This is a genomic window from Actinoplanes sp. NPDC049316 (genome assembly GCF_040677315.1).
Lineage (GTDB): Bacteria > Actinomycetota > Actinomycetes > Mycobacteriales > Micromonosporaceae > Actinoplanes.
On sequence record NZ_JBFAQM010000001.1, the window covers coordinates 215,953 to 229,576 of the forward strand.

Here is a 13,624-nt window from a genome sequence, read left to right on the forward strand (position 1 = left end):
CTTCTCTGCGTGTCAGTTTGTCTGACACGGAACACCGTATGTCAGAATCCTGACATGAGTCAAGACGGTGCCGGCGTCGATCTGGACAAGTCCCTGGGTTACCTGCTGAAGGAGGCGTCGAGCGCCCTGCGCGCGGCCATGGAGGAGGTGCTGCGGCCGCTCGGGATGAGCGTGACGCAGTACTCCTGCCTCGAGCTGCTGGCGCAGCGGCCCGGATTGTCGAACTCCGAGCTGGCGCGGGGTGCGTTCGTGACGCGGCAGTCGATGAACGTGCTGCTCCAAGCCCTGGAGCGGGAGGGTTACGTGACCAGGCCCGCGGAGGCGCCCGTCGGGAAGGTTCTGCCCGCGCGGCTCACGCCTCGGGGCCGCCGGGTCCTGGAGAAGGCGAGCGTGGCCGTCCGGTCCGTCGAGGTCAGAATGCTGGCCGGCCTGGACGAGGCCGGGCAGTCGGCCGCGTACGGGATCCTGCGGAGCATGGTTCGTTCCCTGCGCGACACGGATGACGGTGCACAGCCGATCTCGTGAGGCGACAATGGGCGGGAGCACGCGAAGGGGGAGTTCGATGACGCAGCGAACCTGGAACGACCTGCCCGCCTGGCAGCGGTGGACCACGGGGGTGCTGGCCCCGGTCGAGATAGCGCTGACCACCGCCGCCGCGATCGACCTCGCGCGGCGGCCCGGCGAGCAGGTGCGGGGCCGCAAGGCGCTGTGGTGGCCGGTCCTGCTGGTGCAGCCGGTCGGTCCGGTCGCCTACCTGCTGTGGGGCCGCCGGCGCTGAGGCGTACGGCCGTTCAGGAGTCGGCGAGACCGGCGCCGACGGGTTGCGCCGGTTCGGTGCGCGGGAGGGGCCGATCGGCGGGTGATCGCTTGATCTCCTGAGGGCGGCCCGCCGGACCGGCCGGCAGGAAAGCCTCCGCGGTCAGCGCGGCGACCGAGATGCGCGGCAGGTCCCGGGCCGTCGGGAAGCACAGATAGCGGGGCTGCCACCGGGGCCGGTATTTGGCGTTGGCGCGGTACAGCGACTCGATCTGCCAGAGTTTCGACGCGAGCGTCAGCAGGCGGTGCCAGAGCCGCAGCACCGGGCCGGCGCCGAGCTCCTCCGCGCGGGCGAAGACCGAGCGCAGCACGGCGAAGTTGAGCGACACCCGGCGCATGCCGAGCGCCGCGGCCGCCTCGATCGCCGTCACGATCATCAGCTCGGTCAGGCCGTTGTCGGCCGTCCGGTCCCCGCGCATCAGGTCCAGCGACAGCCCGTCGGGACCCCACGGCACGAACTGCAGGACGCCGCGCGGCCTTTGCCGGTCGTCGCGGGCCAGGACGAGGACGCAATCGCCGTCGCCGGGGTCGCCGAGCCGGGACAACGCCATCGAGAAGCCGCGCTCGACCTTGCCGGTGCGGAACGCGTCGGCCGCCTGGACCACGGCCGCCAGGTCGGCGGCCGGCAGGTCGCGCTGCCGTACGGCCGTACACGTGTAGCCCGCGCGCCGCATCCGGTGGACGGCCTGCCGGACCGTACGCATCGGGCGCCCCTGCAAGGTGAAGGTGCCGACGTCGACCACCGCCTCGTCGCCGAGCTCGATGACGTCGAGGCCGCAGCGGCGGTACGCGGTCCCGCCCGTACGCCCGCAGCCCAGCACGGCCGGCGTCCAGCCGTGCCGTTCGCAGTCGGCGAGCCAGGCCGAGATGGCCTCGGGCCACGCCGCCTCCACCCCGATCGGGTCGCCGGACGCGAGGCTGACGCCGTGCACCACCCGGTACGCCACCACGGCCTTGCCCGACGGCGCCCACATCAGGTCCTTGTCGGGGCGCAACGCGAAGTAGCCCAGCGAGTCCTCGCCGCCGTACCGGTCGAGCAGGTCCCGCAGGCGCCGCTCGTCCGCCTCGGTACGCGACGCGTGGCGAGCGCCCGACTGCAGCAGCAGCACAGCGGCGGCCACCGCGGCCAGCACGCCGAACGTGCCGGTGGTGAGGCTGACCGCCTCGGCCGCCAGCGGGTGGACGAAGCGCACCGGCCCGGTGACCCCGATCAGTCCGAGCGCGGCGTGCCGCAGCCACTGGGTGACGCCGGGGGCTCCGACGAGCCGGTCCGCCCGTACGGCGATCTCCAGGAACCCGAGCACGAGGCCGGTCGCCGCGAAGCCGGTGAGCGCGGCCAGCGCGCGCCAGCGGCTGCGCGGGTCGGCCACGGCGTGGAACCGGTGCCGCACGGCGATCAGCATCGCCAGCACCGCGGCGGACACGGCCGCCGCGTCGACGTCGAGTCCTTTCAGGATGTGCAGGACGGCGCTCGCGCCGGCCAGGGCGACGGCGAGCTGCCACGCCCGGCGTTTGCCCCGGCGCAGGCCGGTGCCGAGATAGACGAGCAGGGCGCCGACGGCCGCGGTGGCGGCCCGCGCGGACAGGATCCCCGCGACGGGTACGAACTCCAGCAGGACGGCCATCCGGCCGTGCCGGACCGGCAGGACGGCGGTGACGATGTTGATCAGACCGGCGAGCTGCACCAGCCGGGCGATCGCCGCCCGGGACAGGGGCGGACGGGCCCACGAGCTGTCGCGGTGGCCCGATGGGTGCGGTGCGGTTGCGGGCATGGACGCAAAACTAGGACCGCGTCGATGAGACGAACATGAGACCGGCTCTCACCCGCCTCTCATGCTCGAGGGAGCAGGGTCTGGCGCATGGCCCTGACCGGCATCGCCCTGATCTTCCTCGCCGTCCTGGCCACACTGGCCGCCCTCGCCGCGACCGTCGTGACGTGGAACCGGGGCCGGCGGCTGCGGCCGGTGCTGCGTCCGGCCGGCGTGCTGGCGACGGAGGCGTTGCTGCTGGTCACGGCCGGTCTCGTGGTGAACCGGTCCGAGCAGTTCTATCCCAGCTGGGAGTCGTTGTCCCAGTCCGCCGACGGGCAGCCGGGGACGGTCGCCCCGGACCGGCCCGGCGACCTCGACCGGTGGCTGCTGGCCCGGGCCGGAACCCGCCCGCAGCAGAGTGTCGCCATCCCCTGGGAACCCGGCGGCTGGACCGGCTGGCACCTGGGCGCCGCCCCGACGGTGGTCGTACCCGACGGCTACCTGCAGCACCCGTCCTGGCGATACCCGGCACTGGTGGTCGTCACGGACGGCACCGAGGGCTGGACGCCGGCGGTGCAGTCGGCGGCCGCCCGCGCCGCCGGCGCCGCGGTCGTGGTGTTCGTCCGGACCACCCCGGCGACCACCCCGGACGTCCTGGCGGCGGCGCTGCCGGGGGCGCTCGTGCGAGACGTGCGGGTCACCGGGCGCCGCTGGGTGCTGGTGGCCTCTACAGCCGACGCGGTCGTCGCTGAACGTGCGGTCGCCGCGGCACCGGGACGGTATCCGGCGGCCGTGCTCGTGCAGGCCGGCGCGGCACCGGGCCGGCCGGGCGCCCCGCGCCGGCAGCCGGTCGGACCGGCCGGGTCGGCCGGGTCGGCCGGGGTCCTGCCCGCGGTGCTGACCCACCTGCCCGCCGGCATCGCGGTCACCGTCGCCCGAAATCCCGCGGCGGCTCTCGTCTGGGCTAGCCGGCAGACCCCGCCGCCGCTGGCCGCGGCCGCGCCGACCGTCGCGTACGTGCCCGTGCACCGGCACAAGCGGCATCCGCACCGGCCGTCCGCCACGATCCCCGCAGGAGGCGTCCATGTCCCCCGACAGCTTCACCACTGAGCTGCTGGCGCTGGCCCTGGCGGTCGTCAGCGCCGCCGGGCTGGGGCTGCTCTGGGGCGCCGGCCGGGGACACGCGCGGATGGCCGTGCGTGCCGCTGCCGTCCTCGCCTGCCTCCTCACCGCCTCGGCCACCGCGGCCGTGTGGGTGAACCGGCAGGTCGACGCCTACCCGACCTGGTCGAGCCTCGCCGGTTCCGGCAACGCTGCGGACTCGGTCGCCACCCCCGCCGACCCGGCGGGCGCCGGGCGGATCGTCAGCATGACGGTGCCCGGCAAGGTGAGCGGCCTGAGCCTGCCCCTGTACGTCTACCTGCCGGCTGCGTACGCCAAGCAGCCCGGCACCCGGTTCCCCGTCGTCGAGGCGCTGCACGGCTACCCGGGCACGCCGCTGCAGTGGTTCCACAAGATGCACGTCGCGGCGGTGCTCGACAGCGAGATGGCGGCCGCGCGGATGGCGCCCACCGTGGTGGTGTTCCCGTACCAGACGCCGGACACGATGCTCGACACCGAGTGCACGAACCTCGTCAACGGGCCGCAGACCGAGACGTTGCTGACCGTGGACGTGCCCGCCGCGGTCCGGGCCCGCTTCCACGTGCGTACGGACGCCGCCGGCTGGGGGCTGGCCGGGTACTCCGCCGGCGGCTACTGCGCGACCGATCTGCTCCTGCGGCATCCCGGCGAGTACGCGGCCGCGGCCAGCCTGTCCGGCTATGCCACACCCGGCATCCGGGTCGGTGACGGCTCCGAGAACACCCTGTACAACGACGTGTGGCGGCTCAAGCACCTGCCGGTTCCCGCGGTGGCGCTGTACCTGGCCTGCGCCCGGACGGACCTCGCGCCGCTGCACAGCACGGTCGCCCTGGCGAGGGCGGCCCGGGCGCCGTTGTCCGTGACGACGTCCTATGTGGGCGGGGGCGGGCACAACTCGGCGACGTGGCAGGCGCTGGAGGCGCCGGCGTTCGACTGGTTGTCCGCCTCGCTCGGACGGCCCGTCCCGCAGGCCGGCCGCACCCCGGGCTCGACGCCGGCGGTCCGCGCCGCGGGTGGGCCGGGTCAGCCGGTCGGGGCCGCCGCGTAGATCGCCGCCGCGATGGCCTCGTGGCCGGACGCGTTCGGGTGATCGCCGTCGGGGGCGAGCCGGCCGGCGCCGCCGGAGCCCTCCTCCTCGATCGCGGGGGTGGTGGTCAGGTAGACGTCCCCGGACTGCTCGGCGGCCGCTCGCAGGGCGTCGTTGCCGTAGCGCGTCGCCCGCTGCGCCGACCGCACCCCGTCGGGGCCGTACGCGGCCAGCCCCACCGGGCCGTCCTTGACGACGTTCCAGTAGCCGAGGACCACGATCCGGATCGGGGCGGCGTGGGCCTGGTGGACCGCGGTGAGGATCGTGGCCATGGCCGTCCGTACCTTCTCCGCGGCGGGCGGGAAGGCGTCGTCGCCGTCGCCGAAGACGCCGGCCATGTCGTTGGCGCCGGCCATCACCAGCACGACGGTGGCCGAGCCGAGGTTGTCGCGTACGCGGTCGTCGCCGAGCTGGTCCTCGACGTCGCCGACGGTGTACCCGGGCTGGGCCAGGTTGAGCGAACGCGCGTGCGGGGACAGCATCCGTGCGTACAGGTCGGGAAAGGGCGTGCAGCCGCAGGCGGTGCCGGCCGGGACCGAGTCGCCCAGGGTGACCACCACCGGGGTTCCCGGCGCGGGCGGCGACAGCGGCCCGGGCCTGTCGCCCACCGCGCACCCCGCCAGGCACAGCGAGACCGCGAACAGCATCAGCCGGCGCATCATGCGGCTCGTTCCGCAGCGCTCACCGGCATCCTCCGTTGGTCGGTCCCGGCTCGCGATGATACGTGCCGCTGCTGTGCGCGAGCGGCGGCGACGGCGGTGCGCGACTTCATGAGAAGACGATGAGAATGCAATGTGAGGTCCTCGAATTGTCGCCGCCGCGCCGATGCGGCGTATCGTGGATTCATGAGGTCCCGGATGCGCGGAAAAGGTCCCGGCGCCCTGGGCAAGATGGCCTCCCTGGTCGCCTGCGGCACCCTGGCCGGGGTGGTGGTCGCCGCCGCCCTGTTCCCCGTGGTGGCGGCGCCCGGACTCACCCTGGCAGGCCGTACGCTGGACAAACTGCCGGAAAGCCTGGTGAGTTTCCGTCCTCCGCAGGCCACCAGGGTCTACGCCGCCGACGGCACCACCCCGCTGGCCACCTTCTATAACGAATTTCGCACGGACGTGCCGTTGACCGGCATTTCGCGGAATATGCAAAACGCGATCGTGGCGGCCGAGGACCGATATTTTTATCACCACAACGGGGTGGATCTGCGCGGCGTGATCCGCGCATTCGTCAATGACAACAACGGTGGTGAACGGCAGGGCGCCTCCACGCTGACGATGCAGTACGTGCGCATGGTCCGGGTGCGCTCGGCGACCACCCCGGCGGAGGTCGTCCAGGCCTCCCAGGACACGCCCAGCCGCAAGATCGCCGAGATGTCGTACGCGCTGCAGGTGGAGAAGCGGCTCACCAAGGGCGAGATCCTCGACCGCTACCTGAACCTGGCGCCGTTCGGCAACAACGCGTACGGGGTGGACGCCGCCAGCGAGATCTATTTCCACAAGAGCCCGAAGGACCTCACGCTGGCCGAGGCGGCGCTGCTCGCGGGCATGGTGAAGGCGCCGACCAGCTTCAACCCGGCCACCGCGAGCGGCTATCCGCAGGCCGTGGCGCGCCGGCGCTACGTGCTCGCCGGAATGGTCAAGATCGGCGCCGTCACCCAGGCCCAGGCCGACGCGGCGCTCACCGAGCCCATCCCGCGCCATGTCGGGCACGTCGGCAACGGATGCCTGGCGGTGCCCTCGAACAAGTGGGGCTTCTTCTGCGACTTCTTCCACCGGTGGTGGCTGAGCCAGCCGGCGTTCGGCGCGAACACGTACGAGCGCGAGCAGCGGCTTCTCGACGGCGGCTACCGGATCGTCACCACGATGGACGTCGACGCCACCGCCTCGGCGTACCGGCACATCCGCGCGCAGATCTCCACCGGTGACCGGGACGCGCTGATGCTGGCCGCCGTCCAGCCCGGCACGGGCCGGGTCCTCGCCCTCGCAGCCAACCGCAAGTTCGGCATCGACGACCCCGCGGACCCGGTGAACAAGCCGTCCTCCGATCCCGCCAAGCGCGCCCACGGCGTCCGCGGCACCAGGCCGTGGACGGTGAACCCGATCGTCACCGGCGGCGGCGACGTCGCCGGATACCAGGCCGGCTCCACGTTCAAGCTGTTCACGCTGGTCGCCGCGCTGGAGCAGGGCCTGCCGCTGAGCACCACCGTCGACGCGCAGAAGCGCGCCCGCACGCACTACGTGATCGACCCGTCGAGCCCGGCGGCCTGCCCCGGCACGCACTTCTACTGTCCCGGCAACGCCGGTGAGAGCGAGGCCGGCGTCTACGACATGTGGTCCGGCTTCGGCCACTCGGTGAACACGTTCTTCGTGCCGCTCGAGGAGCGGGTCGGCGCGCAGCACGTCGTGGACGTGGCGAAGCGCTTCGGCATCCAGTTCCGCGCCTCCACCGACGCGGCCATCGCCAACGACGAGCAGGCCGCGCAGCAGTGGGGAGCGTTCACTCTCGGCGTCTCCGCGTCCACCCCGCTGGACCTGGCCGGGGCGTACGCGACCCTCGCCGCCGACGGCAGGTACTGCGCGCCGACCCCGGTGACCGGCATCGAGTCGCCCGACGGCCGGCCGATCGACGTCGGCGCCCCGCAGTGCCGGCAGGCCACCTCGCCGGACGTGGCCCGCGCCGCGCTGGACGCCGCCCGCTGCCCGGTCGGTGACACGCCCCAGCTGGGCAGCTGCGGCGGATCGGGCACGGCCCCGCAGGCGCACGGCGTGGTCCGGCACCCGGTCTTCGGCAAGACGGGCACGACCGACAACGAGCGGACCGCCGCGCTGATCCTGGGTACGACGTCCATCGTCGTCGCCGGCTATCTGGCCGACCCGGACTGGCCGAACACGACCCAGCACATGAGCCACACGACGGTGAACCCCGCGGTCTGGAACACGGTGGCCGACTACATGCACGGCAGACCGCGTGAGCAGTTCCCCACCCCGGGCGCTTAGCTTGCGGGCAGCAGGACGGTGACGACCGCGCCGCCCAGCGGGGGGCCGTTGGTCAGGTGCGCGCTGCCGTCGTGTGCCGTGACGACCGCGCGGACGATCGACAGGCCGAGGCCGAGGCCGGCGCCGGTGGCCGCGCCGCGCGCCGCGTCGCCGCGCACGAACCGTTCGAACGCGGTGTCCAGCAAGCCGGGCGGGAAACCCGGGCCGTCGTCGGCCCACTCGAGGCGGAGCAGGTCGCGCTCGAGGCTCACGGTGACCCGTACGGCCGTGGCGCCGGCGGCGGCACTGTTCGCGGCGAGGTTGGTCAGCACCTGGCGCAGCCGTACGGCGTCGGCCTCCACGATCACCGGGTCGCCGCGCACGTCCAGGTCCAGGCCGGTGACGGGGCCGAGGGCGCGCGCCTCGGACCGGGCCAGATCGGTCACGTCGACCGGCTCCCGTTGCACCAGCAGCGCTCCGGCCCGTTCACGGGCCAGTAGCAGCAGGTCCTCGGCGAGCCGACCCAGTTTGATGGCCTGGCCACGGGCCGCCAGCAGGGAGCGGCGTACCTCCTCGGGGTCGTCGACGGCCGCCAGCGCCAGGTCCAGCTCGCCGCGCAGCACCGCCACCGGCGTGCGCAGCTCATGGCTGGCGTCGTCGACGAACGCCCGTTCCCGGGCGAACGCGACAGACAACCGCGACAGCATGCTGCCGAGGGTCGCGGCGAGCCGGGCGATCTCGTCGTCACCGGGTACGGCCGGCAGCCGGCGGTCGGAGTCGAGGGTGGAGATGGCCGCCGCCTCCCGGGTCAGCAGGTCCACGGGGCGCAGCGCCGCCCGCAGCAGCAGCCAGCCCAGCGCGCCGAGCAGGACGATCAGCGCCGGGGTCGCCACGGCCAGCACGATCAGCTGGCGGCTGCCGGCCTGATCCACGGCGGCCAGCGGCAGGGCCACCGTGAGGACCCGCCCGGAGTCGTCGACCGGTCGCGACAGCAGCCGTACGCGCAGCGGCGCGCCGTCCGCCCGCAGCGCCAGCGAGCCGGTGGTGAGGGTCGTACGGTCCACGGCGCTCGCCTGGGCGGGGGTGAGCAGGGTCCGGCCGGTGATCGCCGCCGAGGTCGCGATCGGCGTGCCGTCGGGGGCGTAGAGCTGAGCCATCGGGTCGCCCGCCACCGCGGCCAGGTCGTGCGCCCGTACGCTGGCCACCAGGTCGTCGCCGCGCCCGGCGAGGTCGGCGTCGACGGCGCCGTCGAGCTGACGGTCCAGGGCGACGTAGAGCAGCGACAGCGCGATCAGCAGGACCACCGAGGTGCCGAGCCCGAACACCAGGGCCAGGCGGCCGCGCAGCGAGGTCGGAACGAGCCGCACCCTGTCACCTCCACCGGTCTCATGCCCCTCTCATGATGGACCGCGCATCCTGGCCGCATGAGCTCGACCGCATCTCATCCCGGCGCCGGACCGTTGCCCGGCGCCGGGCGTCCCGGCTGGGAGCGGCATCCCGGGATCCGTACCGGGCGCCGGCTGCGCCGCGACGAGCGCGCCACCGAGGTGCTGTGCCGCGTGGTCGGGTCGTGGACGGTGCTGGTCACGACCGCGGGCGCGGCCGGCGCCGTGGCGGTGCTGGCACACCAGCGCCACGCCGGCGCCCTGGCCGCGCTCGCGGTCGGCCTGCCGGTCCTCGGCCTGGCCGAGGTGTCGCTCCTGCTGCTCGCCACCCGCCGCGCCGAGCGGATCGCGACCGAGCTGGCCCTGTACCACCTCGAGCAGCACCGGCGGGCCGCCGCGGTGACCGGGGACATCCGCGAGGAACTGGACCGGCTGCACGCCGACATCGCGAGGATCGCCGCCCACACCGAGGTGGCGGGCGCCTACCGGCCGGGCGGGCCCCGGCGCGGCTGAGCGCGACGGTCCTATGATCGGCGGCATGCGAGTCCTGGTCGTGGAGGACGATCCGGCGATGGCCGCCATGCTGGAACGCAGCCTGCAGCGCGCCGGGTACGCGGTCGACTCCGCCGGCACCGGTACCGACGCGGTCTGGGCCATCACCGAGACCGACTTCGACGCCGTCGTCCTCGACGCCATGATCCCCGCGCCGGACGGGTTCGACGTGTGCCGGCAGATCCGGGCGAAGGGCCGCTGGGTGCCGGTCCTCATGCTCACCGCGCGCGACGACGTCCGCGACAAGGTACGCGGCCTCGACGCCGGGGCCGACGACTACCTCACCAAGCCGTTCGCCCTCGACGAGCTGCTCGCCCGGGTGCGCGCGCTGATCCGCCGCGAGCCCGCCCAGCGCCCGACGGAGCTGCGGGCCGGCGACCTCGTGCTGGACCCGGCGAGCCGGACGGTGCGGCGCGGCGACACGCGGATCCCCTTGTCCGCCAAGGAGTTCGCTCTGCTGCAGGAGCTGATGCGCCGGGCGGGGGAGACCCTGACGCGGACGTACCTCATCGAGCACGTGTGGGATTTCGCGTACGACGGCGGGTCGAACGTCGTGGACGTCTACGTGCGGTACCTGCGCGACAAGGTGGACCGTCCGTTCGGCCGGGACACGATCCGTACGGTCCGCGGCGCGGGATACCGGCTGGAGCCGGACGCCTGACCCCGCGCGTGCGGGGGTCAGCCGGCCCGGCCCTCCCGGCCGGGGTCCAGGGGCAGGAAGCCCTCGGCGCTCAGCGCCGCCAGGCCGACCGCCGGCAGGTCGGCCCGCGACCGGTAGACCAGGTACCGGGGCACCCAGGTGGGACCGAACTTGGCGTTGAACCGGCGCAGCGAGTCCATCTGGATGCCGAAACGCCCCTCGAGCCGGTGGACGAGCCACGCCTCGACGCTCTGGCCGCGGCGCCGGTCGCTCCCGCCGGCGTCGAGCACGTCGCGGAAGGCGGCGAAGTTCAGCGAGACGGTGCCGACACCGTGGCGTCGTGACCAGGCCACCACGTCGACGATCATGCGTTCGTTGACGCCGTTGGGCGCCATGGGCAGCCGGCGCATGAGGTCGAGGGACAGGGCCGTGCCGGCGCGGCAGGGCACGTAGCGCTGGAGGGCGACCGGCTGCCGTGCGGCGTCGCGGGCCACGACCAGCAGGCAGCCGGGGTGATCGCCGGACAGCAGGTCGCCGAGGGCCATGGAGAACCCGTACTCGCGGGCGGAGCCGTGCTGCGTCGTGGCGATGCCGAACAGCTCGTCCGCCATCTCCGGCGGCACCGAGCCCTCGCGCAGGATCTCGGTGGTGACCCCGGCGTTGCGGCTGCGGTTGACCGCCTGCCGGGCGTTGCGCCGGGCCCGTCCGGCCAGGCCGAAGGTACGGACGTCCAGCAGCGCCTCGTCCCCGATGTGCAGGGAGCGCAGTCCCATGACCCGGAAGACGCCGAGCACCTCGGCGCGTACGCCCACGACGGCCGGACGCCAGCCGGAGTGCGTGCACAGGGCCAGGAACCGGCCCACCACCGCCGGGAACGCGTCCGGGTCGCCGACCGGGTCGCCCGACGCCAGCCCCACGCCGCGCACGTACCGGTAGCCGAGCACGGCCCGGTGGTCGGGGGAGAACAGCCGGCGCTTGTCGCGGCGCAGCACGAACGGGTCGAGGGTGCCGCCGTCCGCGCGGCCGGCGAGCACCCGGGCCTCGTCGAGCTCCTGGTCGCTGCCGCCGGGCAGCGCGTACGGCGCGAGCACCGCCGACACGACCACCACGACGGACAGCAGGCCGAGCGCCGTCAGCGAGCCGGTGAACCAGGGTCCGAACCGGCCACCGACGGTCAGCGGCCCGGGCAGCCCGACCAGCCGCGAGCCCACCTCGAGCAGGGCGCTCAGCGGGGTCAGCGGCGGCCGTACCTCGCTCGCGTGCAGCAGCAGCCCGGCGACGCCGAAGCACAGGTCCACCGCGATCACGGCGAGGGTGATCCGTACGACCCGCGCCAGCTGGACCGCGCTCGGCGCCACGACGAACAGCCGCCGCTGCCACAGCAGGATGCCCGCCGCCGAAGCGGTCACCGCGGCCGCGGGCAGGTCGACGCCCGCGGCCAGATGCGCGAGCGTGGCCGCGGCGAGGGCGACCGTCGCGGCGAGCCAGGCCATCCGGCGCCGGCCGGCCACGCCACGACCGACCAGCACGAGGACGATGCCGGTGAACGCCGCCACCCCGGACGTCGCGCCGATCAGGCCGGGCGTCAGCACACCGCCGGCCAGGGCGAGCTCCTGACGCCAGCGCGGCAGCAGGCACGACGCCAGCGTCGTCACCCCGGCCAGCTCGACCGCCACGCCGGTCCACCGGGCCGCCTGGGCACCACGCCCACCCGGCGGTCGCTCCCGGCGAATCCTCCGCGTCTGCTCCACCGGTCCCGCACGATGCCACCCGCCGCCGGCGGCCGGCCAGGGGCGAAGGTCACCGTCCGCGGGCGGCCGGGGTGCGGGGACGCCGACGGTGCTCATCGGCACCTTGCATGAGGTCTTCGTCCCCTGGCGCCGCGCCCGTACGGCGCACTACGCCGGGAATCGTGGGCCGCCCAACGAGGTGCGGCCCCGGTGGGAGGAAGGCAACGACATGAGTGTGAGGTGCAGAGCCGGCAAATGGGTCGCCGCGCTGTCCGCAGCTCTGCTGGTGACGGCGTGCGGCGGCAACTCGCCCACGGAGTCCGCGCCGGCGGCCACGGTGCCCGCCGGGCTGGGTGTGAAGTCGTTCGACATCTCCTTCTCGGCGATGTCGCAACTGAAGGATCTGACCGCGGCGGGGCGCGGCATGGTCGGCGTGATCCTGCCGGACACGACGTCGTCGACCCGGTACGTGGACTTCGACGCGCCGTACCTCAAGAAGGCGTTCGAGGCCGCGGGGTACACGGCGGGCCAATACAAGATCGACAACGCCCAGGGGGTGAACGCCACCGAGCTCGCGCTGGCCCAGGCGGACATCGCGCAGGGCGCCTCGGTGCTGATCTTCGATCCGCTCGACAGCACGGTCGGCGCGCAGGTCCAGACGTACGCCGCGGCGCACGGGGTCGCGCTGATCAGCTATGACCGGGCTACCTTCAGCGGCAAGGACACGTACTACGTCAGCTTCGACAACGTCGAGGTCGGCAAGCTCATCGGCAAGGGCTTCACGAGCTGCGTGTCGGACTGGGGTGTCAAGGAGCCCAAGGTGTTCCAGCTCAACGGCGGCGAGGACACCGACCCGAACGCGGTCTCCTTCGCCGAGGGCTACAACTCGGTGATCTGGGGCAAGCAGGCCACGCCGCTGCCGGCCGGCACCCGCAACAGCGCCGGCTTCACGCTCGTCGGCGACAAGATCACCCCCGGATGGGTCAACGCCACCGGCGCCACGATCTTCACGCAGCAGTTCACCGCGCACCCGGAGATCAACGCGACCGTCGAGGCCAACGACGGTCTCGCCAACGCGGTCGTGACCGTCCTGAAGAACAAGGGCGTCGGGCCCAAGAAGATCCCGACCACCGGTCAGGACGCCACGCTGCAGGGCATGACGAACATCCTGCAGGGCTACCAGTGCGGCTCGGTGTACAAGCCGGTGTACCTGGAGGCGCAGGCCGCCGTCACGCTGGCCACCATTCTGCGCGCCAAGCAGACCCCGCCGCCGGCGCTGGTGAACTCGACCACCTCGCCGCCGAAGGGCGTCTCGGGTTCGCCGCAGCCGGCCTCGCTGCTGACCCCCGTGTGGGTGGACGCGGCCGCCGTGAACGACACGGTGATCAAGGACAAGTTCATCGACGCCAAGGCGCTGTGCTCCGCGGTCGGCGCCGACGTCTGCAAGGCAGCCGGCATCACGCCGTGAGCCGGCCCGGCACCCCCGTGCCGGCAGGAGACCCGGACCGCCGTCGCGCCGCGGCGACGATCCGGGGCCCCTCGGAATCCGACCGATGG

General features: G+C 73.7%; 12 protein-coding genes. 8 read left to right on the top strand and 4 right to left on the bottom strand.

What is annotated here, in order from left to right; genetic code table 11:
* Positions 1-54 precede the first annotated feature (54 nt).
* Both AB0K03_RS00925 and AB0K03_RS00930 read left to right on the top strand, forming a co-directional pair.
* A complete protein-coding gene (locus AB0K03_RS00925; protein ID WP_364678577.1) occupies positions 55-525 on the top strand; it encodes a MarR family transcriptional regulator in 471 nt (156 codons plus the stop codon).
* Positions 526-562: 37 nt separating this feature from the next.
* Positions 563-778: a PLD nuclease N-terminal domain-containing protein gene (locus tag AB0K03_RS00930; RefSeq protein WP_364678580.1), complete on the top strand. Its 216-nt coding sequence runs from the start codon at positions 563-565 to the stop codon at positions 776-778.
* Between the two features lie 13 nt (positions 779-791).
* On the opposite strand, the gene AB0K03_RS00935 is transcribed toward AB0K03_RS00930, so the two are convergent.
* Positions 792-2,588 (bottom strand): phosphatidylglycerol lysyltransferase domain-containing protein, encoded by a 1,797-nt coding sequence (locus tag AB0K03_RS00935; RefSeq protein WP_364678582.1) that lies wholly within the window; start codon positions 2,586-2,588, stop codon positions 792-794.
* 87 nt (positions 2,589-2,675) lie between these two features.
* Between AB0K03_RS00935 and AB0K03_RS00940 the strand changes: the two genes are divergently transcribed.
* Together AB0K03_RS00940 and AB0K03_RS00945 are read left to right on the top strand one after the other, a co-directional pair.
* Positions 2,676-3,677, top strand: coding sequence for a hypothetical protein (locus AB0K03_RS00940; protein WP_364678584.1), 1,002 nt, complete (start codon positions 2,676-2,678; stop codon positions 3,675-3,677).
* On the top strand, positions 3,652-4,755 hold the full coding sequence (locus AB0K03_RS00945) for an alpha/beta hydrolase-fold protein (RefSeq protein WP_364678587.1): 1,104 nt from the start codon (positions 3,652-3,654) through the stop codon (positions 4,753-4,755). The genes AB0K03_RS00940 and AB0K03_RS00945 overlap by 26 nt, the downstream gene beginning before the upstream one ends.
* Here AB0K03_RS00945 and AB0K03_RS00950 read toward each other — a convergent pair.
* Positions 4,731-5,456 carry an SGNH/GDSL hydrolase family protein gene (locus tag AB0K03_RS00950; protein WP_364678589.1) on the bottom strand — a complete coding sequence of 242 codons (726 nt, stop codon included), beginning with the start codon at positions 5,454-5,456 and terminating at the stop codon, positions 4,731-4,733. The genes AB0K03_RS00945 and AB0K03_RS00950 overlap by 25 nt on opposite strands.
* Before the next feature lie 183 nt (positions 5,457-5,639).
* On the opposite strand from AB0K03_RS00950, the gene AB0K03_RS00955 reads away from it, so the two are divergent.
* Complete coding sequence (locus tag AB0K03_RS00955; protein WP_364678592.1) at positions 5,640-7,781, top strand: transglycosylase domain-containing protein; 2,142 nt, start codon at positions 5,640-5,642, stop codon at positions 7,779-7,781.
* Here the strand turns inward: AB0K03_RS00955 and AB0K03_RS00960 are convergent.
* A complete protein-coding gene (locus AB0K03_RS00960) occupies positions 7,778-9,127 on the bottom strand; it encodes an ATP-binding protein (RefSeq protein ID WP_364678595.1) in 1,350 nt (449 codons plus the stop codon). The genes AB0K03_RS00955 and AB0K03_RS00960 overlap by 4 nt on opposite strands.
* 57 nt (positions 9,128-9,184) lie before the next feature.
* On the opposite strand from AB0K03_RS00960, the gene AB0K03_RS00965 reads away from it, so the two are divergent.
* Both AB0K03_RS00965 and AB0K03_RS00970 read left to right on the top strand, forming a co-directional pair.
* Positions 9,185-9,658: a hypothetical protein gene (locus AB0K03_RS00965; protein WP_364678597.1), complete on the top strand. Its 474-nt coding sequence runs from the start codon at positions 9,185-9,187 to the stop codon at positions 9,656-9,658.
* Positions 9,659-9,683: 25 nt separating this feature from the next.
* Complete coding sequence (locus AB0K03_RS00970) at positions 9,684-10,358, top strand: response regulator transcription factor (RefSeq protein ID WP_364678600.1); 675 nt, start codon at positions 9,684-9,686, stop codon at positions 10,356-10,358.
* 17 nt (positions 10,359-10,375) lie between these two features.
* On the opposite strand, the gene AB0K03_RS00975 is transcribed toward AB0K03_RS00970, so the two are convergent.
* Positions 10,376-12,013 (bottom strand): phosphatidylglycerol lysyltransferase domain-containing protein, encoded by a 1,638-nt coding sequence (locus AB0K03_RS00975; RefSeq protein WP_364678603.1) that lies wholly within the window; start codon positions 12,011-12,013, stop codon positions 10,376-10,378.
* A 163-nt stretch (positions 12,014-12,176) separates the two neighbouring features.
* Between AB0K03_RS00975 and AB0K03_RS00980 the strand changes: the two genes are divergently transcribed.
* Positions 12,177-13,535, top strand: a complete 1,359-nt coding sequence (locus AB0K03_RS00980; protein ID WP_364678605.1) for a substrate-binding domain-containing protein — start codon at positions 12,177-12,179, stop codon at positions 13,533-13,535.
* Positions 13,536-13,624 lie beyond the last annotated feature (89 nt).

Bases quoted from the DNA above. Each gene is read 5' to 3' on its own strand.
- AB0K03_RS00925 (WP_364678577.1), top strand. From the start codon at position 55: ATGAGTCAAGACGGTGCCGGCGTCGATCTGGACAAGTCCCTGGGTTAC.
- AB0K03_RS00970 (WP_364678600.1), top strand. From the start codon at position 9,684: ATGCGAGTCCTGGTCGTGGAGGACGATCCGGCGATGGCCGCCATGCTG.
- AB0K03_RS00950 (WP_364678589.1), bottom strand. From the start codon at position 5,456: ATGATGCGCCGGCTGATGCTGTTCGCGGTCTCGCTGTGCCTGGCGGGG.
- AB0K03_RS00945 (WP_364678587.1), top strand. From the start codon at position 3,652: ATGTCCCCCGACAGCTTCACCACTGAGCTGCTGGCGCTGGCCCTGGCG.
- AB0K03_RS00940 (WP_364678584.1), top strand. From the start codon at position 2,676: ATGGCCCTGACCGGCATCGCCCTGATCTTCCTCGCCGTCCTGGCCACA.
- AB0K03_RS00965 (WP_364678597.1), top strand. From the start codon at position 9,185: ATGAGCTCGACCGCATCTCATCCCGGCGCCGGACCGTTGCCCGGCGCC.
- AB0K03_RS00935 (WP_364678582.1), bottom strand. From the start codon at position 2,588: ATGCCCGCAACCGCACCGCACCCATCGGGCCACCGCGACAGCTCGTGG.
- AB0K03_RS00930 (WP_364678580.1), top strand. From the start codon at position 563: ATGACGCAGCGAACCTGGAACGACCTGCCCGCCTGGCAGCGGTGGACC.
- AB0K03_RS00955 (WP_364678592.1), top strand. From the start codon at position 5,640: ATGAGGTCCCGGATGCGCGGAAAAGGTCCCGGCGCCCTGGGCAAGATG.